Consider the following 26,351-nt stretch of genomic DNA (forward strand, 5'->3'; position numbering starts at 1 on the left):
TTCGAAAAACATATGAAGAATCAACAAATTAATAAAGATATAAAATTCGATGGTGGGCGATGAGAGACTCGAACTCCCGACATCCTCGGTGTAAACGAGGCGCTCTACCAGCTGAGCTAATCGCCCAATGCAATGACTAGCAACTGATTGAGACTTCTCTTAAGGAAAAATTTTTCTAAACGCAAGAATAAAGATGCTATTTGATAATTTTTTTAAAAAATGCATAATCCTTCTTGACATAAACGAATGAACCCCTTACACGACCGCTTGTACCAAAGTAATCTGGTTCAAAAAAGTGTGCGAGTGTAGCTCAGTTGGTTAGAGTGCTGGCCTGTCACGCCGGAGGTCGCGGGTTCGAGCCCCGTCACTCGCGCCATTTTATGTTTCCTTATGGAATTTCTCTTTAAGATATTCATGTGCTATAGATTAGGTGATCGAGTGTCTAATTTAGGGGGGATATGTTTTTTCTTCCTTTTTACATGGTTTATAAGAATAGGGCTTGCGTCTTTCGCCGCTCTGCGTTACCTATGCCGATAAGAAAAGTATTGCTCTGTATACCTTTCAAGCAGTATGAGTAGAATTAATAGAGCGATTGTTAAAGTTGTCTGTTTGATCTCGCAATATCGAGTCATTGTGTTAAATTCAGGCATTTCGTTATGATGGAAGAGGGTTATGGCTTATTTATTGAGCTCTTATTTGCCGGTCTTGATTTTTATTATTGTGTCAGCGGTTATTGCTGGGGTTTTGTTGATTACACCTTACATTGTAGCGTATCGTTCTCCCGATCCTGAAAAGTTATCGGCTTATGAATGTGGGTTTAATTCATTTAGTGATGCACGCATGAAGTTTGATATTCGTTTCTATTTGGTTTCAATTTTGTTTATTATTTTTGATCTTGAAGTTGCTTTTCTTTTCCTTGGGCTGTTTCATTCAAATCGATAGGTATGTTTGGCTTTTGGTCGATGATTGTATTTTTAGCGATTTTGACTATTGGATTTATATATGAATGGGAAAAAGGAGCTCTTGAATGGAATTAAGATCTAATAATTCAACGATTACAGCTCCAAAACCAAAAGGAATCATTGATCCTAATACGGGTGAACTGATAGGATCAGATGATAAGTTTTTTCGTGATATTAATGCTGAATTATCAGATAAGGGTTTTTTAGTTACTTCAGCAGATGCCTTGATTACTTGGGCACGTACCGGTTCTTTAATGTGGATGAGTTTTGGGTTGGCTTGTTGTGCTATTGAAATGATGCAATGCTCAATGCCTCATTATGATAATGAGCGTTTTGGGTATGCACCACGAGCTTCACCCCGTCAGTCAGATGTGATGGTGGTAGCAGGTACTTTAACAAATAAAATGGCGCCTGCTTTAAGAAAAGTGTATGATCAGATGCCAGAGCCGCGTTATGTGATTTCTATGGGATCATGTGCAAACGGTGGGGGGTATTATCATTATTCCTATTCAGTGGTACGTGGATGTGATCGTATCGTGCCTGTCGATATATATGTTCCAGGGTGTCCACCTACAGCAGAGGCATTATTATACGGCATATTGTTGTTACAGAAAAAAATCCGTCGTACCGGATCCATAGAGCGATAGAGAGTTTTCGTATCATGATGGATGAATCACTGGTTGAACTTGCTGCTTATTTGAAAAACAAGTTAGGAAATAAGCTTGAAGAGACCGTTTTGCTTTTGGAGAATTAACCATTGTGGTGCGTCTTGATGCAATTACCGATGTCTTAATGTTTGTTCGAGATGATTCTCGCTGTCAATTTATTAATCTTACGGATATTAGTGGTGTGGATTATCCTTCTCGCGATAAGCGCTTTGATGTCTCTTACCAGTTATTATCTCCTCGCGAGAATTTACGCTTACGTGTCAAAGTTCGTACGGATGAAAATCGCCTGTTGCTTCAGCTTGTACGGTTTATCCTGGTGCAGAGTGGTATGAACGTGAAACCTATGATATGTATGGGATTTTGTTTTCAGGTCATCCAGATTTGAGACGGATTTTAACAGATTATGGGTTTGAAGGATATCCTTTACGCAAAGATTTTCCTGTGACAGGATTTGTTGAATGCCGTTATGATAATGAAGCAAAGAGGGTGATTTATGAGCCCGTTGTTTTGCGCCAAGAAATGCGCAATTTTGATTTTCTTTCTCCTTGGGAAGGAGGACAATATGTTTTACCTTGTGATGGAAAAGAAGAAGAAAAAAAATAAGATTGGTTTTGATTAAGACGTTACATTAGAGTAATGTGTTTCTTAAATAATTAAATGTTTTTCGTATGATAGATTTTTTTAATATTTGATATGAAGTTTTTTAAAAAGCAAGGGGTTGATTGTGGCTGAGGTCAATGTTCGAAACTTTAATATCAATTTTGGTCCGCAGCATCCTGCAGCGCATGGTGTTTTGCGCATGGTTCTAGAGTTGGATGGTGAGGTTGTTGAGCGTGTAGATCCACATATTGGGTTATTACATCGCGGCACCGAAAAATTAATGGAAACAAAGACTTATCTTCAAGCGGGTCCTTATCTAGATCGTTTAGATTATGTTGCTCCTATGAATCAGGAACATGCTTTTGTTCTTGCGATTGAAAAGTTATTAGGTGTTAATGTCCCTAAAAGAGGACAGTTAATACGTGTTTTGTTTTCGGAAATTGGGCGTATTCTCAATCATTTGCTTAATGTAACGACACAGGCGATGGATGTTGGTGCTTTGACCCCACCGCTTTGGGGGTTTGAGCAACGTGAAAGATTGATGATTTTTTATGAGCGAGCCTGTGGTGCTCGTCTTCATGCCAATTATTTTCGTCCCGGTGGTGTGCATCAAGACTTACCGGAATCTTTAGTTGAGGACATTGGTAATTTTATTGATCTATTTCTTATTTCTCTTGAAAAACTTGATGCGCTTGTCACACCAAATCGGATTTTTAAGCAGCGTAATGTCGATATTGGCGTTGTCAGTATTGATGAAGCTTGGGCACGTGGTTTTTCTGGAGTTATGATCCGCGGTGCTGGTGTGCCATGGGATTTGCGTAAAAGTCAGCCTTATGAATGTTACGATGAAATGGAATTTGATATTCCTATAGGTAAAAATAGTGATTGTTACGATCGCTATCTTATTCGTATGGAAGAAATGCGTCAATCGGCAAAAATTATGCGTCAATGCGTAGAACGATTGCTTGGTAGTGAAAAGAATGGACCAGTTTCGAGTTTGGATCGCAAAATTGTACCACCAAAGCGGTCTGAGATGAAAAGCTCGATGGAAGCGCTGATTCATCATTTTAAACTCTATACAGAAGGTTTTCATACCCCTCCTGGGGAAGTATATGTTGCAGTAGAAGCGCCAAAGGGTGAGTTTGGTGTTTATCTTGTTTCTGATGGAACCAATAAGCCTTATCGTGTTAAGTTGCGTGCTCCTGGGTTTGCTCATCTCCAAGCTATGGATTTTTTAACCCGAGGCCATATGTTGTCGGATGCTACCGCTATTTTAGGTTCGATTGATATTGTTTTTGGGGAGGTTGATCGCTAATGTCCGTACGCCGTCTTGCAGATGATGTCTATCAGCCCGCAGAGTTTTCTTTTACAAAGGAAAATCAGATATGGGTGAAAAATACCATAGAAAAGTATCCTGTAGGGCGTGAACAATCGGCTGTTATCCCGTTATTAATGCGTGCACAAGAGCAAGATGGTTGGGTGACGCGTGCTGCAATTGAGCATATTGCTCAAATTCTTTCTATGGCGTATATTCGTGTCCTAGAGGTTGCTACTTTTTATACTCAGTTTCAGCTTAAACCTGTAGGAACAAAAGCGCATATTCAAGTGTGTGGTACGACGCCTTGTATGTTACGTGGTTCTGATGAATTAATTAAAGTGTGTCAGAAAAAAATTCATCATGAACCTTTTACGACAAATCACGATGGAACATTATCATGGGAAGAGGTAGAGTGTCTTGGCGCTTGTGTTAATGCTCCTATGGTCATGATTTTTAAAGATACTTATGAAGATCTCACAGCTGAACGCCTTGAAGAGATTATTGATGCATTTGAAGCAGGAAAGAGTTCTGAGATAGCGGTTGGTCCACAAAATAGTCGTCAATCTTCAGAGCCAATTAGTGGTTTAACATCTCTTCTTGAGGATGAAGAAAAAAGGAAATCTCTCAAATCTTCAAAGAAAAAGGATCATAAGGGAATGGGATCTTAGTTAAATATTTTTTTGAGAAGATATTTCATTATTTTATCCATATTATAAGGACATTCAATTAAAAGCAGAAAATTTTAAGAAGTTTTTTAAAATTGCATTTGAGGAAAAGCTAAAAATGCTACGGGTAAGAGAGAAAAAAGGTGGGGTATGCTAACTGATAAAGACCGTATCTTCACCAATATTTATGGATTAAAAGATAAGTCATTAAAGGCTGCGATGTTGCGTGGGCATTGGAATGGTCTAAAAGAGATTATTGATAAGGGGCGTGACTGGATCATTGATGAGGTGAAGGCCTCAGGTTTACGCGGTCGTGGTGGTGCTGGTTTTCCTACTGGAATGAAATGGTCCTTTATGCCAAAGCAGAATGATGGGCGTCCTCATTATTTGGTTGTTAACGCTGATGAATCTGAGCCCGGAACATGTAAAGACCGCGATATTTTACGGCATGACCCCCATACTTTGATTGAAGGATGTGCGATTGCTACTTTTGCAATGGGAGCAAATGTCGCTTTTATTTATATTCGGGGTGAATATATTCGTGAGCGTGAAGCACTTCAGGTGGCTGTGGATGAATGTTATGAAGCAGGTTTGCTTGGCAAAAAAACAAAATATGGTCATGCTTGTGATATTATTATTCATCATGGTGCTGGTGCTTATATTTGTGGTGAAGAAACAGCGCTTCTCGAAAGTCTTGAAGGGAAAAAAGGGCAACCTCGTCTCAAACCACCATTTCCTGCAAATATAGGGATTTATGGTTGTCCAACAACAGTCAACAATGTTGAATCGATAGCGGTTGTACCAACGATTTTACGTCGAGGAGCTTCATGGTTTTCTTCGATTGGGCGAACAAATAATGTCGGAACAAAATTATTTATGGTTTCTGGACATGTGAATGCCCCTTGTACCTTTGAAGAAGCTCTTGGTGTTTCTTTCCGTGAATTAATTGAAAAACATACAGGGGGGATTCGTGGTGGATGGAATAATCTTTTAGCTGTTATTCCAGGTGGTGCCTCTTGTCCGGTTGTTCGCGGTGAAGATATGATTGATGCAATCATGGATTTTGATGGAATGCGCGATGTCGGATCTTCTTTTGGCACAGGTGGTGTGATTGTGATGGATAAATCAACCGATATTATTAAGGCAATTTGGCGAATATCGGCTTTTTTTAAACATGAGAGTTGTGGTCAGTGTACACCATGCCGTGAAGGCACGGGTTGGATGATGCGCCTTTTAGGACGTATGGTTGAGGGAAGGGCGCAAAAGCGTGAAATTGATCTTTTGTTTGAGGTTTCTAAACAGGTGGAAGGACACACTATCTGTGCCCTTGGCGATGCTGCAGCATGGCCTGTACAAGGGTTAATCCGTAATTTCCGTCCGGAAATCGAGCGTAGAATTGATGAATACACGCGAAATGTCGTGCAAAGAAAAAATATTGCTTTAGAAGCAGTAGGATAGAAGATTTTTTTAAAGAGCAACCGAATGCAAATTTTAAGTGGATTATCCGCAGGTTGGATGGGTGATGATAAATATCAAAGTTGATGGCAAAGAGATTGAAGTCCCTGATTACTACACGTTGCTTCAGGCTGCGGAGGCGGCTGGAGCAGAAATTCCACGTTTTTGTTTTCATGAATCTTTATCGATTGCTGGAAATTGTCGTATGTGTTTGGTTGAGGTTAAGGGTGGTCCTCCAAAACCTCAGGCTTCTTGTGCGATGGGGGTTCGTGATTTACGGTTAGGGCCTAACGGTGAAATGCCAGAAATTTTTACCAATACAGCGATGGTAAAAAAAGCACGTGAAGGTGTTATGGAATTTCTTCTCATTAATCATCCTTTGGATTGTCCAGTGTGCGATCAAGGGGGAGAATGCGATCTTCAAGATCAAGCAATGTTTTATGGGCGAGATTGTTCTCGTTATACAGAAAATAAACGTGCTGTAGAAGATAAATATATTGGGCCTCTTGTCAAAACTGTTATGACACGGTGTATTCATTGCACACGGTGTGTCCGTTTTACAACGGAAGTCGCAGGTATTTCTGAGCTTGGTTTGATCGGTCGTGGTGAAGATGCTGAAATTACGACATATCTTGAAAAAGCTATGACATCTGAATTACAGGGAAATGTTATTGATCTTTGTCCAGTGGGAGCTTTAACTTCAAAACCTTACGCATTTCATGCGCGTCCGTGGGAATTGGTGAAAACGGAATCGATTGATGTGATGGATGCGCTTGGCAGTGCTATCCGTATTGATAGTCGTGGCCGTGAGGTTATGCGGATTATGCCGCGTACGAATGAAGATGTAAATGAGGAATGGATCTCTGATAAAACGCGTTTTATTTGGGATGGATTACGGACTCAACGGCTTGATAGACCCTATGTACGTAAAGACGGAAAACTTCAACCTGTCAGTTGGGCAGAAGCTTTTACAAAAATTAAAACCGTCGTTTCTAAAATCTTGCCAGAAAAAATTGGAGCTATTGCTGGAGATCTTGCTTCTGTTGAAGAAATGTATGCCCTTAAAGCATTACTGATCTCGTTGGGTTCAAAACTCTTTGATTGTCGTCAAAAAGGAATTGCTTTATCGCCAGAGTTTGGGCGTTCGAGCTATATTTTTAATCCTACAATTGCGGGGATTGAACAAGCTGACGCATTGCTTATTGTGGGCTCTAATCCACGCCATGAAGCTGCTGTTTTAAATGCGCGTATTTTGAAGCGCCAACGAAAGGGAAATTTTCCTATCGCGCTCATTGGAGAGGAAGTCGATTTACGTTATCCTTATTCTTATCTTGGAGCTGGAAGTGATGCATTAAATACGCTTATTCGTGGAGAGGGTGCTTTTTTAAATGTCTTAAAAGAAGCAAAGAGGCCTCTTATTCTTATCGGAGAGGGGGCGATTTCAGGAAATGAAGGGTTATCTGTTTTAAAAAGTCTTGCTAAATTAGCGGATAATATTGGTGCTCTTAGTAAGGAATGGAATGGATTTGGGGTTCTTCATAATGCAGCATCGACCGTTGGAGGATTGGACATAGGCTTTATTTCTAAGCTTGGGGTTGCAAATATTCTTAAAACTTGTGAAGTTTTATTTTTGCTTGGTGCTGATGAAGTGGAATTGGCCAATATAAAAGCTTTTAAAGTTTATATTGGTAGCCATGGCGATAATGGCGCACATGCCGCAGATGTTATTTTGCCTGCATCGGCTTATACTGAAAAATCAGGGCTTTATGTGAATACAGAAGGACGTGTTCAAATGACAAATCGGGCTGGTTTTGCTCCAGGTGAAGCAAAAGAAGATTGGGCTATTCTACGTGCTTTATCAGATGTTTTAGGACAAAGGCTCCCCTTTGATTCTCTTTCTCAATTAAGACAATGTTTGTTTAATGATTATCCACATCTTGATGCGGTTGATGATATAATGCCTTCTGATATCAGTGATCTTAAGGCGCTTGGTTCAAAAGTAGTTTGCCTAGAGAGTCAAACATTTACTTCTATGGTTAAAGACTTTTATTTGACAAATCCAATAGCACGTGCTTCTGCCGTTATGGCTGAATGTTCATCTCTTGCAAAAAGCCGTACGATGCAAGCTGTAGAGTAAAGGCAAAGGAAAAGGAATAATGATGTATGATTTCTTTATGACTTGGCTATTGCCATTACTTATTATCGTTGGAAAAACACTTCTTCTTTTGGTCGTTCTGTTGGTTTTAGTTGCTTATCTTCTCTATGCAGATAGAAAGATTTGGGCTGCGGTACAATTGCGGCGTGGTCCTAATGTTGTTGGTCCGTGGGGATTGTTACAGTCTTTTGCAGATTTAATTAAATTTGTTGTGAAAGAACCTATCATTCCTGCCGGTGCAAATAAGGGAGTTTTTCTTTTGGCTCCTTTTGTTTCAGCAACACTTGCTTTATCAACTTGGGCTGTTATCCCTGTCAGTGAGGGTTGGGAAGTTGCGAAGATTAATGTCGGTTTGCTTTATATTTTAGCCATTTCATCTCTTGAGGTTTATGGTGTTATTATGGGAGGATGGGCATCAAATTCAAAATATCCTTTCTTAGGCGCTCTGCGTTCGGCAGCACAGATGGTTTCTTATGAAGTTTCCATTGGTTTTGTACTTGTAACCGTTATTTTAATCAGTGGTTCGTTGGATCTCACAACAATTGTTCTTAAACAAAGTCAAGGTCTTGGTACAACTCTTGGTCTTCCTTTTAACAGTTTTCTCGATTGGAATTGGCTTGTTCTTTTTCCAATGTTTATTATATTTTTTATTTCCGCGCTCGCAGAGACAAACCGTCCTCCGTTCGATTTGGTGGAAGCGGAGTCTGAGCTTGTTGCTGGTCATATGGTAGAATATTCTTCAACGCCTTATATGCTCTTCTTTCTTGGTGAGTATGTTGCTATTGTTTTAATGTGTGCATTAACAACTATTCTGTTTTTAGGCGGTTGGCTTCCTCCCTTGGATGTCTGGTGGCTTAATTGGGTTCCTGGTATCATTTGGTTTGTTTTAAAGGTTTGTTTTGTATTTTTTTGGTTTGCTATGGTTAAGGCATTTGTTCCACGCTATCGCTATGATCAGCTGATGCGGCTTGGTTGGAAGGTTTTTCTTCCTCTCTCGCTAGCGATGGTTGTGATAACGGCGGCTTTTTTAAAATTTACGAATTTTGTTTGAAAGGAGATTTTACGATGTCAGGTTTTATGCAAGCGGCAAAGTCACTCCTTCTATTAGAATTTGTGAGTGCTTTTTTCTTGGCTATGCGTCAATTTTTTTCGCCAAAGCCTACGATCAATTATCCTTATGAAAAGGGGGTTGTGTCTCAGCGTTTTCGTGGGGAACATGCACTGCGTCGCTATCCGAATGGTGAAGAACGGTGTATTGCTTGTAAATTATGTGAAGCAATTTGCCCTGCACAAGCGATTACAATTGAAGCAGGTCCACGACGTAATGATGGTACACGCAGAACTGTTCGTTATGATATTGATATGGTTAAGTGTATTTACTGCGGTTTTTGTCAAGAAGCTTGTCCTGTAGAAGCGATTGTTGAAGGTCCAAATTTCGAATTTGCAACAGAAACGCGTGAAGAACTCTATTATGATAAAGAAAAGCTTTTAATGAATGGAGATCGTTGGGAGCGAGAAATTGCTCGAAATATATTGATGGATGCGCCTTATCGTTAAGTGTGTCGTTAAATGAGGTGTCGGATGATTTTCCGATAAATTGTAATCTGGTATGAAGTTTGTACCAATTGTTTGGATAATTAAGGAGAAGCCTATGCTAACAGATCTAGCGGCGGCATTTTTCTATTTGTTTGCTTTTATTATGCTAACAAGTGCAGTGATTGTTATTACAGCACGCAATCCTGTGCATTCTGTTTTGTTTTTAATCCTTGCATTTTTTAATGCAGCGGCTTTATTTTTGCTTGCAGGAGCAGAGTTTTTGGGGCTTATTCTGCTTGTTGTTTATGTTGGAGCTGTCGCTGTTTTATTTTTATTTGTCGTTATGATGCTGGATGTTGATTTTGCTGAGTTAAAGAGTGGAACTCTTCGATATGCCCCTATTGGAGCTCTTATTGGCGTGATCATTGCTGTCGAATTGATTATTGTTTTTGTGAGTAGCCATTTTTCTCCAATCTTGAGGACACATGTTACGCAACCAATGCCAGACTTAGGGCAGAAAACAAACACACAGGCATTAGGGGATATTCTCTATACGGATTATGTTTTTTATTTTCAAATTGCTGGGATAATTTTATTGGTTGCAATGATTGGTGCTATTGTTTTAACACTTCGTCATAAATCAGGCATAAAGCGACAATCTATTGCGAAGCAAGTTTCTAGAACGGTAGAAAGTACTATTGAAATCAAGCAAGTTGAAACAGGTAAAGGTATTTAAGGGAGGCTATGGATATGTATATTGATATTACGCATTATCTTACTGTTTCTGCTTTGATGTTTACAATTGGTATTGCTGGAATTTTTCTCAACAGAAAAAATGTGATTATTATCTTGATGTCTGTTGAGCTTATATTACTCTCAGTTAATATTAATTTTGTTGCATTTTCAGCATTTCTTCATGATCTCGTTGGTCAGATATTCGCTTTATTTGTTTTAACCGTAGCAGCCGCTGAAGCTGCTATTGGTTTAGCAATTCTTGTCGTTTTTTTCCGTAATCGTGGTTCCATTGCAGTTGAAGATGTTAACGTAATGAAAGGCTAACCAGTGATGTATTATACAATTGTCTTTCTTCCGCTTTTGGGTTTTCTCATTGCTGCACTAGGTGGAAAAACGATAGGAGATCGTGCAAGTGAATTGATAACATGTAGCTTTATGGTGATTGTTGCCATATTGTCGTGGATAGCGTTTTTCAATCTTGCACTTGGTCATACTTCAGCGATTGATGTCTTAGTATTACATTGGCTCGACGTTGGTGATTTAAGTGTTAACTGGGCTTTACATGTTGATACATTAACCGCTGTCATGCTTATTGTTGTAAACAGTGTTTCGGCATTAGTACATATTTATTCAATTGGTTATATGCACCATGATCCTTCAAGGTCCCGTTTTTTTTCTTATCTTTCCTTGTTTACATTTATGATGCTTATGTTGGTGACATCCAATAATTTGATTCAAATGTTTTTTGGCTGGGAAGGTGTAGGACTTGCTTCTTATTTGCTTATTGGATTTTGGTTTCAAAGAGATTCTGCTAATAAAGCTGCAATGAAAGCTTTTGTCGTCAATCGTGTTGGAGACTTTGGTTTTCTCTTAGGAATATTTAGTATTTTTGTTTTATTCCAATCGGTTGATTTTGCCTCTATTTTTGCAAAAGCTGCAGACAATAGCTTTATACAAAATATGACATTTTTAGGCTGGCAGTTTGATGCTCAGTCAGCAATTACTGTTACATGTCTTTTGTTATTTATTGGTGCGATGGGAAAGTCAGCACAGTTTCTTTTACATACTTGGCTTCCTGATGCGATGGAAGGTCCTACGCCTGTATCCGCACTTATTCATGCTGCAACAATGGTAACGGCTGGTGTTTTTATGGTTGCGCGTATGTCGCCGATTTTTGAACTTTCTTTGACTGCTTTGACTGTAATTACTATTGTTGGGGCAACAACAGCATTTTTTGCAGCAACTGTAGGATTGGTGCAGAATGATATTAAGCGTGTTATTGCTTATTCTACATGTTCTCAACTTGGTTATATGTTTGTGGCATTAGGTGTTGGGGCATATGGAGCTGCTGTTTTTCATCTTTTTACGCATGCTTTTTTTAAAGCCTTATTGTTTCTTGGTGCAGGCTCCGTCATTCATGCTGTATCTGATGAACAAGATATGCGAAAAATGGGCGGGTTACGCAAACATATAAAATTCACCTATTGGATGATGATGATAGGGACTATCGCCTTGACTGGTGTTGGAATTCCAGGAACATTTTTCGGGACTGCGGGTTTTTTCTCAAAAGATGCGATTATAGAGTCTTCTTTTGCATCCCATAATATTGCTTCAGGGTATGCATTTTATCTTCTCGTTTTTGCTGCGTTTTTAACAAGCTTTTATTCATGGCGCCTTATCTTTATGACATTCCATGGAAAACCACGAGCAACAGTTGATGTTATGCATCATGTTCATGAATCGCCTCCAGTGATGTTGATCCCGCTTTTTATTTTATCTCTTGGAGCAATATTTGCTGGTGTTGTTTTCCAACCTTACTTTTTTGGTGACCTCTATGATGCTTTTTGGAAGGGAGCATTATTTACAAGCAACCATAATCATATTCTTCATGATGCTCATCACGTCTTTAATTGGATAAAATGGTCACCTTTTATCGCGATGGTCCTCGGGTTTATATTAGCCTATTTATTCTATATTTCCATTCCATCTTTTCCCAAGAGAATGGCTCGTATTATGCCGGGAGTGTATCACTTTCTTTACCAAAAATGGTATTTTGATCAACTATATAACTTTTTATTTGTTCGTCCTACCTTTAGAATTGGTTTTTTTCTCTGGAAAGTAGGAGACGGTAAAATTATTGATGGTCTAGGTCCAAATGGTATTGCAGCACGTGTTATTGATATTACAAACAGAGTTGTTCGGATACAGACGGGCTATCTTTATCACTATGCATTTGCGATGCTTATAGGCATTGCATTGCTCATTACATGGATGATGATCGGGGGCGCAAACCAATGATTGATTGGCCTATTCTTTCTACGGTTACATTTTTGCCGCTTGTTGGTGTGCTTCTGATTTTGTTCATCAAAGATGATAGTGAAGCTGCGCGCCATAATATACGTAATGTCGCATTTTTTACGACGATATTTGTTTTTATTATTTCTTTAATTATCTGGATAGGATTCGATTCTACCAATCCAAATTTTCAAATGGTTGAAAAATTCAATTGGCTAGGGAATGGCATTAGCTATCATATGGGGGTTGATGGTATTTCTATCCTTTTTATTGTTCTCTCGGCTTTTCTTTTGCCTTTCTGTATTTTAGCGAGTTGGGAGAATGTTAAGGAGAGATTAAAAGCTTATATGATTGCTTTTCTTCTTCTTGAAGTTGCGATTATTGGCGTTTTTTGTGCTCTTGACGCAATATTATTTTATGTTTTTTTTGAAGGCAGCCTCATTCCAATGTTTATCATTATAGGGGTATGGGGCGGAGCACGTCGTGTCTATGCAAGTATCAAGTTTTTCCTATATACTTTACTGGGTTCGGTGCTGATGCTGGTTGCTCTTATGGCTATGTATTGGCAAGCAGAAACACTCGATATACCAACTTTACTCAATTATCAGTTTCCTGCTCATATGCAAATATGGTTATGGCTTGCCTTTTTTGCTTCTTTTGCTGTTAAAATGCCGATGTGGCCAGTTCATACTTGGCTTCCTGACGCGCACGTGGAAGCACCGACAGCAGGTTCTGTTATTTTAGCTGGTGTTTTACTCAAATTAGGTGGGTATGGTTTTCTTCGTTTTTCTTTACCTATGTTTCCTATCGCTTCAGCAGATTTTGCACCTTTTGTTTTTACCTTATCGCTTATCGCTATTATTTATACATCACTGGTTGCACTTGTTCAAAGTGACATCAAAAAACTTATTGCATATTCCTCAATAGCACATATGGGATATGTAACGATGGGTATTTTTGCTGCGAATGAACAGGGGATACAAGGGGCTATTTATCAAATGCTATCGCACGGAATTGTTTCTGCGGCTTTATTTCTTTGTGTTGGGGTGATTTATGATCGCTTGCATACGCGTGAAATTTCAGCGTTTGGTGGTTTAGTGAATAATATGCCCAAGTATGCAGTTGTTTTCTTGATTTTCACTATGGCAAATGTTGGACTCCCTGGAACTTCAGGATTTTTGGGTGAATTTTTAACCTTAATAGGTGTTTTTCAAGTGAATAAATTGATTGTTGTTTTAGCAACAACAGGTGTTATCTTGTCAGCAGCTTATGCCCTTTATCTTTATCGGCGTGTGGTTTTTGGTTCCTTGGATAAAGAAAATTTAAAAGTACTTATAGATCTCTCTTCAAGGGAAAAATTTATTCTTTATCCGATGGTTATTCTTACAATATTCTTTGGTATCTATCCAACGCCTATACTTAAAGTGACGGCGTTTTCCGTAGAAGCCCTCATCAATAAACTACACTAGATAAGGGAAGAATTCTCATGCAAGGTGAAATAATAACACAACTAGTCTTAATTCTTCCGGAGATTTTAATTGCACTAGGAGCAATCACGTTACTTATGATTGGTGTTTATTCCAGTGCACGTGCTTCTTTAACAGTGACAGGATTAGCCATGGCTCTTCTTGTGGCAACCATTGTTATTCTCATAATTTTTCCGAAAAATGGTTTATTTCAAACCAATGCACTCATTATTGATTCCTTCGGTCATTATATGAAAATATTAATGCTCATTGGTGCACTCTTTTCTCTTATCATATCTGTTGGTTTTGCCAATGCGCAAAAGTTCAATATATTTGAATTTCCAGTGCTTGTTCTTTTAGCAACTCTTGGGATGATGCTCATGATTTCAGCGGGGAATATGCTGTCGCTTTATATGGGGTTGGAATTACAATCTTTAGCCTTATACGTTTTAGCAGCGATTAATCGTAATAATGTAAAATCTTCTGAAGCTGGTATAAAATATTTTGTTTTAGGAGCATTATCTTCAGGGTTGCTGCTTTATGGTATTTCTTTGCTTTATGGTTTTACTGGTCAAATTGGTTTTCACGAAATTGCTCTTGCTTTGAAAGGTGAAAACTTACAATTAGGGGTTATTTTTGCAATTGTTTTTATTTTAGCCGGTTTGGCTTTCAAAATTTCTGCTGTTCCATTTCATATGTGGACACCGGATGTTTATGAAGGAGCCCCCACACCTATTACAGCCTTTTTTGCTGGGGCACCTAAAGTTGCTGCGATGGCTTTAATCATCCGTATTATTGTGATGACCTTTATTCCCCTAGGGCGTGTTGATAGCGTGATGCCTGCATGGCAACAAATTGTGGTCTTCATGGCACTTGCATCAATGATACTTGGTGCGTTTGCTGCAATTGGTCAAAATAATATTAAGCGCTTAATGGCTTATTCGTCGATCAGCCATATGGGCTATGCACTTGTTGGATTATCGGCTGGAGATATGTTAGGAATAAAAAGTGTTATTCTTTATATGACTATTTATCTTGGCGCTACTCTTGGTGCATTTGCTTTTATTCTTGGAATGCGGACGAGGAGTGGCAATGTTGAAAATATTTATGATCTTTCAGGATTAGCAAAAACAAATCCGTTTATGGCTATTGTTATGACAATACAGCTTTTCTCTTTAGCCAGTATACCACCTATGGCGGGTTTTTTTGGAAAGTGGTATACATTTTCTGCTGCTGTGCATGCAGGTCTTACACCACTTGCAGTGCTTGGGATGATAGCATCTGTCGTTGGGGCTTTTTATTATTTACGAGTCATTAAAATTATGTGGTTTGATGATGCAAAAGCGCATTTTATTGCTTTATCGAATGAGCTTCGATTTTGTCTCGGTCTTTCTGCATTATTTATTTTATTTTATATGCTTTTTGGAGTTTGGTTCGCTGAATTAGCAGAAAAAGCAGCAACCGCATTGTTTTAATGAATATGGTTTACATTTTATCAGATTTTGCACAGAAACAAGGATACACTGTTGAATCGTACGAAAGTGTTGATTCCACAAATCTTGTTGCGCAGAGAAAAGCACAAACTGGTCATCAAGGGTATCTTTGGATTGTTGCACAAGAACAAACACAGGGAAAAGCGAGAAGAGGGAGGGCTTGGTTTAGTCCAAAAGGGAACCTTTATTCTAGCCTTTTGTTAATTGATAATATTGTTCAGCAAACTGCTGCTCAGCTTGGTTTTGTTGCTGGAGTAAGTGTGGTAGAAGCAATAAAACAATTTATAAAAGATGAAAAACAAACAAACAATATTGTGAACTTAAAATGGCCAAACGATATTTTACTCAGAGGAGCGAAAAGTTCTGGAATTTTGCTCGAGATTTTAAAATTGCCATCTCAAAAATATGCATTGGTTATTGGTATTGGAATAAATGTGAAATATAATTATAAAGATGCACCCTATCCCACTTCGAGCTTACAGAATATTGGTTTGCATATTGAAGCAGAACAATTATTTACGGTTTTGACGGAGTCTTTTTCTAGAAATTACCTTCTTTGGAAACAATCAAAAGGATGTGAGATAATCCGAAATAAATGGCTTTTATATGCTGCTCATCTTGGGAAGCATGTCAAAGTAGTGAATGATGAAAAAACCATTGAGGGTATTTTTGATGGCCTTGATCGTGATTTTAACTGCGTCATAAAACAAAAAAATGGTCAGAAAACCATTATAACAGCTGGAGATGTTCATTTTGGTTCGGCTGCTTCTGTTAATGCAGGTCGTTATTAAAAGAATTATGTTATCATCAGATTATCTTAACGATTTGGGAGATATTTATGATTGCAACCAATAAAAATGAATTCGTTTTTTTATCTCTGGGGGGCGTAGGTGAAATAGGTATGAATTTGGCTGCTTATGGATTTGGCTCCCAAAATCTTCGTGAATGGCTGCTTGTTGATATGGGCGTTAGTTTTGCTGGTCCTGAATTACCAGGAGTTGATCTTGTTCTCCCTGATATTCGTTTTCTAGAAAGTGAAAAACATAATATACGTGGTCTTGTTTTAACACATGCTCATGAAGATCATTATGGAGCTGTTTTCGATTTATGGCCAAAGTTACAAGTTCCAATTTACTGTACAGCTTTCACAGCAGGGTTATTGGAAAGTAAAAGACAATCAGATTTTGAGACCCATAAAATGTCATTCAATATTTTTCAAGCAGGAGATTGTTTTCAGGTTGGTCCCTTTGCCATAGAAGCTATTGCTGTTAACCATTCGATACCCGAGTCTGTATCTTTAGCCATTACAACATCTTTGGGAACTGTGATCCATACGGGTGATTGGAAAATTGATCATACGCCTTCATTTGGAGATGTAACGGATGAAAAAAAATTTCGTGCTTTGGGCAATAAAGGCATTTTAGCACTACTTTGTGATTCCACAAACGCGTGTCGGGATGGTATATCTCCATCAGAGCAGCAAGTTCAAACCAGTCTTTCTGAGATTATTTCGAAAGCTGAAGGGCGCGTTGCGATAGCAACTTTTGCTTCTAATATTGGTCGGATACGTTCTATTGCTCTTGCCGCTGAAGCTGTTGGGCGTAAGGTGCTTGTCATTGGGCGTTCCCTTAGGCGGAGTATTATGGTTGCACAAGAACTTGGTTATATGGATGGGTTAGCGCCATTTGTAACGGAAGATGATTATGGTTATATTCCACGAAAAGAACTTGTTTTAATTGTCACAGGGAGCCAAGGTGAGCCATGTGCTGCTTTGGCTAAACTATCACGTGAGGGAATGAGGAATATTGCGCTTTCCACTGGTGATACTGTTATTTATTCATCACGAAGTATTCCAGGAAACGAGAAAGCAATTCTTGAGATACAAAATCGTTTCATTGATTTGGGTATTAAAGTCATTACGAATGAAGATGCACTTGTTCATGTTTCAGGTCATCCCCGTCGTTCAGAACTTTTACAGATGTATGATTGGATAAAACCACACATACTTGTTCCTGTTCATGGTGAGGCAATACATCTGACTGCTCAAGCTGCTTTAGCACGTAAAGCAGGTATTAAAATTGTTAGAGATATCAGAAATGGTAATATGCTGCGTCTTGCACCCGCGCCTGTAGAAGTTATTGATCAGGTTCCTGTTGGCCGTATTTATAAGGATGGCTGTCTCCTTGGAGATGAGTATGAGCTAGGAATTCGTGAACGTAGAAAATTAAGTTATGCTGGTCATGTTGCTGTTTCTCTCCATATGAATAGCAAGCATGAGCTATTAGATGATATTGGTCTAAGTATGTTTGGACTCCCTGAGAGTAATGGAGATGGGGAAAAATTGAAAGATATTCTTTTAGAGATTGTAGAAAATACAGTTTACAATATTCCACGCATGAAACGGAAAAATAATGAAGTTATTCGAGAGGCAACACGACGTGCAGTGAGAGCAACTCTTTATGAAATTTGGCACAAAAAGCCTCTCTGTACAGTTTTTGTACATCGGTCAAAATAAAGAATTTTCATATTACGTTATTAAATAAAGAGGAGAGCATTTTTATTTTATTGCTCAATAAGAAGTAATAGAGAATAGAGCACAATAAATTTTAAAACAATAAGATCGTTATATTTGCAAGTATTCATAATGCGGCTATAGATGAATAAAGGGTGTATTAAATTTTTTCAATATGGTAGATCTGGTTAGGAGTTAATTATTTCAATGCGTCTTTCTCAATATTTCCTTCCACTTTTAAAAGAGAATCCTAAAGAAGCAGAAATTGTTTCTCATCGCTTCATGTTACGTGCTGGAATGATTCGACAACAAACATCAGGAATTTATTCTTGGCTTCCTTTGGGAAAAAAAGTTCTTGATAAAGTTTGTAGAATCATTCGTGAGGAGCAAGAGCGTGCTGGCGCAATAGAAATATTGATGCCTACAATTCAATCTGCTGACCTTTGGTGTGAAAGCGGTCGTTATGATGATTATGGCTTGGAAATGCTCCGCATTAAAGATCGTCAAAAGCGCGATTTACTTTATGGTCCGACCAATGAAGAGATGGTGACAGATATTTTTCGCTCCTATGTTCGTTCTTATAAAGACCTTCCACTTAATTTATATCATATTCAATGGAAATTTCGTGATGAAATCCGCCCACGTTTTGGTGTGATGCGGGCACGAGAATTTTTAATGAAAGATGCTTATTCTTTTGATCTTGATTATGAAAACTCTAAAGCATCTTATAACCGTATGTTTGTGGCTTATTTACGAACTTTTTCTCGCCTTGGTTTAAAAGCAATTCCCATGCGTGCTGATACAGGTCCAATTGGGGGGGAACTTAGTCATGAGTTTATCATTTTGGCTGAAACGGGAGAGAGTGCTATTTTTTGCGATAGAAAATTTTTTGAACTTACGGTTCCTCACAGTTTAATCGATTTTAGTGATAAAGCTGTTTTAGATGATACTATTAAACAATGGACATCTTTTTATGCGGCGACAGAAGAAATGCATAATGAAGAAGAGTGGGCTAAAATCTCTGAGAATAATCGTCTTTCAGCGCGTGGTATTGAAGTTGGACATATTTTTCATTTTGGCACTAAATATTCTGCTCCAATGGGAGCAAAAGTTATGGGACAAGATGGAAAAGAACATGTGGTCTCTATGGGATCTTATGGTATTGGACCCTCACGTCTTGTTGCGGCCGCAATTGAGGCTTCTCATGATGAAAATGGTATTATTTGGCCAAAGTCGATGGCACCGTTCGATTTTGGAATTATCAATATGAAACCTGATGATGAAAAATGTACACAGGCATGTGAGCTTCTTTATCAGGGATTAAAGGATGCTGGTTTTGATCCATTATTAGATGATAGAAATGAACGTCCTGGATCAAAATTTGCAACAATGGATTTGATTGGCTTGCCAACGCAAATCATTGTTGGTCCTAACAGCATTGCACAAAATGAAGTTGAAATTAAAGATCGAAAGACAGGTGTAAAAAAATCTCTAAAGGTTGAAAATGCACTCAGCCAACTTTCTATAATTTAGTAGGAAATATTATGAAGAGGCTGAAAAATAAATGGTTTTCATCTTATGAGTGGATGATTGCTTTTCGTTATATGATTCCCAATAAAAAGCATGTTGTTGCCTCTGTTATTTCAATTATTTCTCTTATTGGGATTATGTTAGGCGTATTTGCTTTGGTTGTTGTTATGGCGGTGATGAATGGCTTTCGTACAGAACTTCTTAATCGTATTCTTGGTATGAATGGGCATCTTATTGTTCAAACAGTTGATTCTGGTTTTTCTGATTATAAAACTCTTATTTCTTCCTTAGAATCTACGAATGGTGTGAAGTTTGCTTTGCCTGTTATTGAAGGTCAAGCGCTTGTCCAAGGTGAAGTTCAAGGTGGCTCTGGCGCTTTAGTTCGTGGTATGCGCAAACAAGATTTAGAAAAACTTAAAACAGTCTCTCAGAACATTAAATTAGGATCGATTTCTCGGTTTGATCAAGAAGAAGGTGTTGCAATTGGAAGTGGCTTAGCAGAAAAATTGGGGCTTACAGTTGGGAGAGATCTTCGTATTATTACTCCTGATGGTGATGAGACTCCTTTTGGCGTTACTCCACGTGTAAAAGCTTATAAAGTTGTTGCTATTTTTGAAGTTGGTATGTCTGAATATGATTCAATATTTGTTTTTATGCCTCTCCATGAAGCACAAATGTTTTTTAATTTGGGAGATAAGGTTCAGTCTTTAGAATTATTCCTAAACGATCCTGATACTGTTGATCAAATAAAACCCGTTGTAGAAAAAGCAGTTGATCAACAGGTCTATTTAATTGATTGGCGTACACGCAATCAGGCTTTTTTTTCAGCCTTACAGATTGAACGGAATGTCATGTTTTTCATTCTTTCTCTGATTGTTCTTGTTGCTGCTTTAAATATTATTTCAGGCCTTATTATGCTTGTAAAAGATAAAAGTCATGATATTGCAATTTTACGTACGATGGGTGCCCAACAGAGTGCAATTTTGCGTATATTTATCATCACAGGAATGATGATTGGTTTTATTGGAACGATATTGGGCTTAATTTTAGGTATTATTGCGACTGTAAATATTAATCATATTCAAGATTTTATATCTTGGTTATTTAATGTTGATGTTTTTAATCCTCAACTTTATTTTTTAACAAAATTGCCTGCACAAATTGAGTGGAAACAGACCATTTTGGTTGCTGTAATGGCTTTATTCTTGTCATTTCTTGCTGCTCTCGTTCCAGCATGGCGTGCTGCTAAGCTAGATCCCGTACAAGCTTTGAGGTATGAATAATGACAGCTATTTTAGAGCTTGTAGAGATTGAAAGACGCTTTTTTGAGAGTCATAAGCCGCTCATTGTTTTAGACAAAGCAAATTTTATCCTTAATCGTGGAGAACTTGTCGCTCTTGTTGCACCATCTGGTGCTGGAAAATCAACACTTCTTCATATTGCTGGATTATTAGAAAAACCAACAGCTGGTGATGTGTTGTTACGAGGTGTCTCTTGTGCAAAGCGTTCTGATAGTGAGCGAACAGCTATCAGACGAAATGATATTGGTTTTGTTTATCAATTTCATCATTTACTTCCAGAGTTTACGGCTTTAGAAAATGTCATGATACCGCAAATGATAGCAGGATTAAAAAAGTCCATAGCAGAAGATCGCGCGCGTAAATTATTGACCTATCTGCGTGTTTCGCATCGTGCTAACCATCGTCCCTCAGAGTTATCGGGAGGAGAACAACAACGTGTGGCTATTGCACGTGCAGTAGCAAATGGCCCTTCTGTTCTTTTGGCCGATGAACCTACAGGAAATCTTGATCCGGTAACGTCAGCTTATGTCTTCCAAGCTTTATCTGTTTTGGTTCGTCAGTCTGGTCTTTCTGCTCTTATTGCAACACATAATTACGCTTTGGCTAAGCAAATGCATCGTCGAATTACACTTAAAGAACAAAAGATTATAGAACTTCCTTAAAGGAAAGATGCAAATTTTATACGACAAATTGAATAGTTTATATTACTTTATTCAAGGAGGCTTTTTATGACAGTTTTTGTCAACGACAAAAATCAATTGGATGCGCGTCGTCGCCGGTTGATTTTTCGTGCATGGCATCGCGGTATTCGTGAAATGGATCTCATTTTTGGACATTATGTTGAGGCTCATATCACTGGAATGAATGATAAAATGCTCACTGAACTTGAGTATATTATGTCTTTTGATGATCGTGATTTACTCACATGGATTACCGGAGAAACTTTACCTCCCTCTGAAATTGATAGTCCACTTTTTCGTGATATTGCCAATTATCGTACTTGCTCAAGTTATTGATCCCGATGCCTATATTTAAAAAAATTGTCATTCCCCCCAATAGTCCTGCTCATATGATTTTTGATAGCGTTACTGATGGATTTGAAGCCTTTGCCCTTGCTAAATTAAGTTCAGAAATTGCACAAGGTAAACCACTCATTTATGTTGTCCGAGACGGAACAAAAATTTCGCATTTACAACAAGTTTTAAATTTTATTGAACCCAATTTTCCGGTACTTCAATTTCCTGCATGGGATTGTTTGCCTTATGATCGCGTGTCACCAGGAATTGCTATTATGGCACGTCGACTATCAGCATTGGCACGTATGGCAAATTTACGTCAAAATCCACATCCCGCAATTATATTAACAACAGCAAATGCAATTATGCAAAAGTTGCCCCCCCGTGAAATGATAGAAGCCCAGCTTATTCACGCACATGTTGGCCAGCGTCATAACATGGGGAATCTAATTCAATTCCTAGAAACCAATGGTTTTGAACGTGTTACGGTTGTCCGTGATGTTGGTGAATTTGCTGTAAGAGGGGGAATACTTGATATTTTTTCTCCTATGGATGTTGAACCTTTACGTCTTGATTTTTTTGGAGATACGTTAGAAAGTATCCGTGTATTTGACCCAGAAAGTCAAAGAACAACACGCCAAAAAACTGAACTTTTATTACAGGCAATGAGTGAGGTCGTTCTCACACCAGAACGCGTTAGCTGTTTTAAAAGCAATTATACGCGTACATTTGGTATATCTCAAAAAAATACTATGCTTTATGAAACAATTGCTCAAGGTCGGCGTTTTGCTGGTATGGAACATTGGCTTCCATTTTTTTATGAAAACCTTGATACTTTTTTTGATCATTGTGGCAACTTACCACTTGTTTTTGAGCATCTCGTAGAAGAAGTCTTCATTGAGCGTTATCGCCTTATTGAAGACTATTATAATGCGCGTAAAGAGCGTGAAAATGATAAAGAAACTTCTACTTCTTATCATCCAATAGACCCTAGCCTTCTCTATTTAACGCCAGAGCGTATTTTGGAATGTGTGCAACAATCTTCACAGCGTATTGATTTTTCGCCTTTTAATATTCCACAAAGTTTGGAACAAACAGTTATTCACACCAATGTTAAACAGGGATATGATTTTGTAAAAGAACGTAATGCGCAAGAAAAAAATGTTTTTTCAAGTGTTATTGATCATATCGCCTCTTTACGCACTGCTGGCAAAAAAGTACTTTTAGCGTGTTGGAGTGAAGGATCTCTCAATCGTTTGATACAAGTTCTTGAAGAGCATGGATTGAAAAAAATAGATGTTGTAAAATCCTTGCAAACTGTCAAAGCAACACCACGAGATCATATATTAGCAGCTGTTATCATGATAGAACATGGTTTTGAGGCTGAAGATTTAGCTATTATAGCAGAGCAGGATATCCTAGGTGATCGCTTCATTAGATCGCCAAAGCGACGTAAGAATAATACAAATTTTATTTCTGAGATTTCTGCTTTAAATTCGGGTGATATTGTTGTGCATATCGACCACGGTATCGGTCAATTTGTCGGTCTAAAAACGATCACAACCACCGGAATTTTGCGAGATTGCCTTGAAATAAAATATGCTGGAGGTGATTTACTCTTTTTACCTGTTGAAAATATTGAGCTTCTCTCACGTTATGGCTCAGAAGGAACAGAGGTAACTTTAGATAAATTAGGGGGCGTTGCTTGGCAAGCACGTAAAGCGCGGCTTAAAAAACATTTGTTGGAAATGGCAGGACAATTAATCCGTATAGCTGCGGAACGTGTGACACGTGCTGCCCCTGCTTTACTTCCACCAGTTGGACCATTTGATGAGTTTGTTGCTGGTTTTCCCTATGAAGAAACGGAAGATCAAATGAACGCCATTGATGCCGTTTTAGACGATTTAGCATCAGGCAAACCGATGGATCGCTTGATATGTGGTGATGTTGGTTTTGGAAAAACCGAAGTAGCCATCCGAAGTGCTTTTGTTGCCGCGTTAAATGGGTATCAAGTTGCTGTTGTTGTACCGACAACTTTGCTTTCACGTCAACATTACAAGACGTTTATTTCTCGTTTTCAAGGACTACCGGTTAAAATTGGTCATGCTTCAAGGCTTGTAAAAACGAAAGAGCTTGCACAAGTTAAAAAAGGTATTTCAGATGGTATAATCGATATTGTTATTGGAACCCATGCATTATTAAGTGATGCAGTCAATTTTTCACGATTAGGTCTTCTTATCATTGATGAGGAGCAACATTTTGGGGTAAAGCACAAAGAACGTTTAAAAGAGCTTAAAAGTGATATTCACGTTCTTACACTTTCAGCAACCCCCATACCGCGGACTTTAGGATTGGCATTATCGGGAGTCCGTGAACTTTCATTAATTACCACTCCACCCATTGATAGAATGGCGGTTCGTACTTTTATTTCACCATTTGATGCACTTGTTATACGCGAAACTTTGCTTCGAGAATATTATCGTGGTGGACAAAGTTTCTATGTTTGTCCTCGTATTTCTGATCTGGCTTTTGTAGAAGAATATCTCAAAACACATGTTCCAGAACTTAAATTTGTTGTGGCTCATGGACAAATGCCGGCTGGACAACTTGATGATATTATGAACGCATTTTACGATGGACAATATGATGTTTTACTATCAACAACCATTATTGAATCGGGTCTTGATATTCCAACAGCCAATACATTAATTGTGCATCGCGCTGAGATGTTTGGTCTTTCTGCACTTTACCAGTTACGAGGAAGGGTAGGGCGCTCAAAACAACGTGCTTATGCACTCTTTACATTTCCTTCTGGTAAAGTTTTAACACCTGCAGCTGATCGTCGTCTTAAAGTGTTACAATCTCTTGATACATTAGGGGCAGGCTTTCAATTAGCAAGCCATGATATGGATATTCGTGGTTCAGGCAATTTTTTAGGTGTAGAACAATCAGGACATATCAAAGAAGTTGGATTTGAACTCTATCAAAAAATGCTTGAAGAAGCTGTGGCTGAATTAAAAGATGGAGGGTTAAGTGAGGATAAGCAATGGTCACCTCAGATTTCACTTGGTACAACCGTGATGATTCCAGAAAGTTTTGTACCTGACTTATCATTACGTATGGGGCTTTACCGACGCTTGGCAGAACTTGAGAATTTAGACCAAATTAATGAATTTTCGGCAGAGTTAATTGATCGCTTTGGTCCTTTACCCCTTGAGGTTAAACATATCCTTAAAGTTTTTCATATCAAAACATTGTGTCGAAAAGCCCATGTAGAAAAATTAGATGCTGGACCAAAAGGTATCGTTATACAATTTCGCAATAACTATTTTGCCAATAGTATTGCTCTTGTTCAATGGGTGGGGAAACAAGGTTCAATGGCAAAAATTCGTCCAGATCAAAGCATCGCTCTTATTCGGGATTGGGCTACTGTTGATGACAGACTTATTGGAGCAGCAACAATTATGGCACAGCTTGTAGAAATGGCATAACAACATCTTGCTTAAAGCAGTTTTTCTACTTTTCAGAACTATTTCTTATTTTTATAAAAATAATATTTAAATTTATAATACCCCTTATATAGTTATTTTGTGCTTTATTTATAATATGTATTGATACAATTAGCAAAATAGCTTAGATGGTGCAAGCACAATAAAGAGAACTTGCCTATAAGAGTTTTTTTGTAAATTTTCTGAGAGTAAAAAATTTAGGTCAAAATAACATGCTTTCTTCATTACAAAAGTTGCTAATGATAATTTTTTTGTTACTTCCTTTAATATGTAGCGTAAAAAACGTTTATGCTGAGTTATCTTCTGAAGAACAATATCAACATTTTAAAAACAAAAGAAAAACTATTAAAGATAGGATACAATTTATTGAAGAAAGTATTGCTCATTTGGATATTTGGGAAAAAAATATTTCTAAATCAGAATACTATAAGCGTTTGCAGAAACGAACTAAATTTTTTGAAGAACTGCAAAGTCTGAAGAATGAATATTATAAGCTTGGTTCAAAATTACAGGATCTATTTGAAAAAAAACAAAAACTTATTTTTAGAGCACATATAGCGAGAGAGTATGAAGTAGGGGAGCATGAAGAAAAGCTGATTAAAGCAAAAAATTATTTAAAAAAAACTCAGATGTTTAATGAATGGAAAATGAATGAGGAGAATGGAGCTGATGATGAGATAATGAAAAATTATCTCATGTTTATTATTGCGTGCAATACGTTCGCGGATATATTGCAGAGCGATATAGGTGCTATTTTGCGCAAAGATTTTGATTGGAAAGATAAAGATTTTAGCTGGGCAAGAGACGCAAATAACTCAATAAGCCCCAATTTAGTTAGGGATATTAAAGAATTGCTAACAGACGGTTCTTATAGCTATGAGAAACAGATATTTGACGATATAAAAGATCAGCTTACAGGAGATAAGCTTACAGGAGATAAGCCGTTTTTGAAAGATGCTTCTATGCTTTGTAGAACCATTAAAGAAGTACATACTATAATGCTTCCAGACAAGAGAAAGAGTATTATGAATCGCATGCGTTCTCATTTTGAAGAGTGGTTCAATTAAAGAGTACTTTTTTGTAGCAGTATATTTATAAACTTTATGAAATTTTTTTTCAGGTGGATACAGTTAAA

20 protein-coding genes, 2 tRNA genes and 2 pseudogenes are annotated in these 26,351 nt (G+C 38.0%); 23 read left to right on the forward strand and 1 reads right to left on the reverse strand.

Features of this window, described 5'->3' with window-relative positions; translation table 11 throughout:
• Window positions 1–50 precede the first annotated feature (50 nt).
• A tRNA-Val gene (locus tag BN338_RS02135) sits at window positions 51–126 on the reverse strand.
• A gap of 173 nt (window positions 127–299) precedes the next feature.
• Between BN338_RS02135 and BN338_RS02140 the strand changes: the two genes are divergently transcribed.
• The 23 genes and pseudogenes from BN338_RS02140 (at window position 300) to BN338_RS02250 (ending at window position 26,283) form a co-directional block, all read left to right on the forward strand.
• Window positions 300–376: transfer RNA gene (locus tag BN338_RS02140), tRNA-Asp, on the forward strand.
• Between the two features lie 296 nt (window positions 377–672).
• Window positions 673–1,037, forward strand: a pseudogene (locus BN338_RS02145) (NADH-quinone oxidoreductase subunit A).
• The gene (locus BN338_RS02150; protein WP_039758600.1) at window positions 1,028–1,609 is read left to right on the forward strand and encodes a NuoB/complex I 20 kDa subunit family protein; all 582 of its coding nucleotides are present in this window, start codon (window positions 1,028–1,030) and stop codon (window positions 1,607–1,609) included. The pseudogene BN338_RS02145 and the gene BN338_RS02150 overlap by 10 nt, the downstream one beginning before the upstream one ends.
• 17 nt (window positions 1,610–1,626) lie before the next feature.
• Window positions 1,627–2,233, forward strand: a pseudogene (locus tag BN338_RS02155) (NADH-quinone oxidoreductase subunit C).
• 121 nt (window positions 2,234–2,354) lie between these two features.
• A complete protein-coding gene (locus tag BN338_RS02160) occupies window positions 2,355–3,545 on the forward strand; it encodes an NADH-quinone oxidoreductase subunit D (RefSeq protein WP_039758602.1) in 1,191 nt (396 codons plus the stop codon).
• Window positions 3,545–4,216, forward strand: coding sequence for an NADH-quinone oxidoreductase subunit NuoE (gene nuoE / locus BN338_RS02165; RefSeq protein WP_039758604.1), 672 nt, complete (start codon window positions 3,545–3,547; stop codon window positions 4,214–4,216). The genes BN338_RS02160 and nuoE overlap by 1 nt, the downstream gene beginning before the upstream one ends.
• A gap of 147 nt (window positions 4,217–4,363) precedes the next feature.
• Window positions 4,364–5,671, forward strand: a complete 1,308-nt coding sequence (gene nuoF, locus BN338_RS02170; RefSeq protein ID WP_039758606.1) for an NADH-quinone oxidoreductase subunit NuoF — start codon at window positions 4,364–4,366, stop codon at window positions 5,669–5,671.
• 64 nt (window positions 5,672–5,735) lie between these two features.
• Complete coding sequence (nuoG, locus tag BN338_RS02175) at window positions 5,736–7,805, forward strand: NADH-quinone oxidoreductase subunit NuoG (RefSeq protein WP_039758731.1); 2,070 nt, start codon at window positions 5,736–5,738, stop codon at window positions 7,803–7,805.
• A 22-nt stretch (window positions 7,806–7,827) separates the two neighbouring features.
• Complete coding sequence (gene nuoH / locus BN338_RS02180) at window positions 7,828–8,874, forward strand: NADH-quinone oxidoreductase subunit NuoH (RefSeq protein WP_039758733.1); 1,047 nt, start codon at window positions 7,828–7,830, stop codon at window positions 8,872–8,874.
• 14 nt (window positions 8,875–8,888) lie between these two features.
• Entirely contained in the window at window positions 8,889–9,380 is a 492-nt protein-coding gene (gene nuoI / locus BN338_RS02185) for an NADH-quinone oxidoreductase subunit NuoI (protein ID WP_039758608.1), read from the forward strand.
• 94 nt (window positions 9,381–9,474) lie between these two features.
• Window positions 9,475–10,095, forward strand: coding sequence for an NADH-quinone oxidoreductase subunit J (locus tag BN338_RS02190; RefSeq protein WP_039758610.1), 621 nt, complete (start codon window positions 9,475–9,477; stop codon window positions 10,093–10,095).
• Between the two features lie 14 nt (window positions 10,096–10,109).
• On the forward strand, window positions 10,110–10,418 hold the full coding sequence (gene nuoK / locus BN338_RS02195; protein ID WP_039758735.1) for an NADH-quinone oxidoreductase subunit NuoK: 309 nt from the start codon (window positions 10,110–10,112) through the stop codon (window positions 10,416–10,418).
• A 6-nt stretch (window positions 10,419–10,424) separates the two neighbouring features.
• Window positions 10,425–12,392: an NADH-quinone oxidoreductase subunit L gene (nuoL, locus tag BN338_RS02200; protein ID WP_039758612.1), complete on the forward strand. Its 1,968-nt coding sequence runs from the start codon at window positions 10,425–10,427 to the stop codon at window positions 12,390–12,392.
• Window positions 12,389–13,858, forward strand: a complete 1,470-nt coding sequence (locus tag BN338_RS02205) for an NADH-quinone oxidoreductase subunit M (RefSeq protein WP_039758614.1) — start codon at window positions 12,389–12,391, stop codon at window positions 13,856–13,858. Before nuoL ends, BN338_RS02205 begins: the two co-directional genes overlap by 4 nt.
• Before the next feature lie 17 nt (window positions 13,859–13,875).
• A complete protein-coding gene (gene nuoN / locus BN338_RS02210; protein WP_039758616.1) occupies window positions 13,876–15,330 on the forward strand; it encodes an NADH-quinone oxidoreductase subunit NuoN in 1,455 nt (484 codons plus the stop codon).
• Complete coding sequence (locus tag BN338_RS02215; RefSeq protein ID WP_198003664.1) at window positions 15,330–16,139, forward strand: biotin--[acetyl-CoA-carboxylase] ligase; 810 nt, start codon at window positions 15,330–15,332, stop codon at window positions 16,137–16,139. The genes nuoN and BN338_RS02215 overlap by 1 nt, the downstream gene beginning before the upstream one ends.
• Before the next feature lie 47 nt (window positions 16,140–16,186).
• Window positions 16,187–17,863, forward strand: coding sequence for a ribonuclease J (locus BN338_RS02220; RefSeq protein ID WP_039758618.1), 1,677 nt, complete (start codon window positions 16,187–16,189; stop codon window positions 17,861–17,863).
• A gap of 204 nt (window positions 17,864–18,067) precedes the next feature.
• Complete coding sequence (gene proS, locus BN338_RS02225; protein WP_039758620.1) at window positions 18,068–19,393, forward strand: proline--tRNA ligase; 1,326 nt, start codon at window positions 18,068–18,070, stop codon at window positions 19,391–19,393.
• Between the two features lie 11 nt (window positions 19,394–19,404).
• Window positions 19,405–20,673, forward strand: a complete 1,269-nt coding sequence (locus BN338_RS02230) for a lipoprotein-releasing ABC transporter permease subunit (RefSeq protein ID WP_039758621.1) — start codon at window positions 19,405–19,407, stop codon at window positions 20,671–20,673.
• Entirely contained in the window at window positions 20,673–21,353 is a 681-nt protein-coding gene (locus tag BN338_RS02235) for an ABC transporter ATP-binding protein (protein ID WP_039758623.1), read from the forward strand. Before BN338_RS02230 ends, BN338_RS02235 begins: the two co-directional genes overlap by 1 nt.
• A 66-nt stretch (window positions 21,354–21,419) precedes the next feature.
• Complete coding sequence (locus tag BN338_RS02240) at window positions 21,420–21,707, forward strand: FAD assembly factor SdhE (protein ID WP_039758625.1); 288 nt, start codon at window positions 21,420–21,422, stop codon at window positions 21,705–21,707.
• 5 nt (window positions 21,708–21,712) lie between these two features.
• Window positions 21,713–25,198, forward strand: a complete 3,486-nt coding sequence (gene mfd / locus BN338_RS02245) for a transcription-repair coupling factor (protein ID WP_039758626.1) — start codon at window positions 21,713–21,715, stop codon at window positions 25,196–25,198.
• A 269-nt stretch (window positions 25,199–25,467) separates the two neighbouring features.
• On the forward strand, window positions 25,468–26,283 hold the full coding sequence (locus BN338_RS02250; protein WP_156809238.1) for a hypothetical protein: 816 nt from the start codon (window positions 25,468–25,470) through the stop codon (window positions 26,281–26,283).
• Window positions 26,284–26,351: the final 68 nt, after the last annotated feature.

The sequence above is a fragment of the Bartonella queenslandensis AUST/NH15 genome, from assembly GCF_000312585.1.
GTDB classification, from domain to species: Bacteria; Pseudomonadota; Alphaproteobacteria; order Rhizobiales; family Rhizobiaceae; genus Bartonella; species Bartonella queenslandensis_A.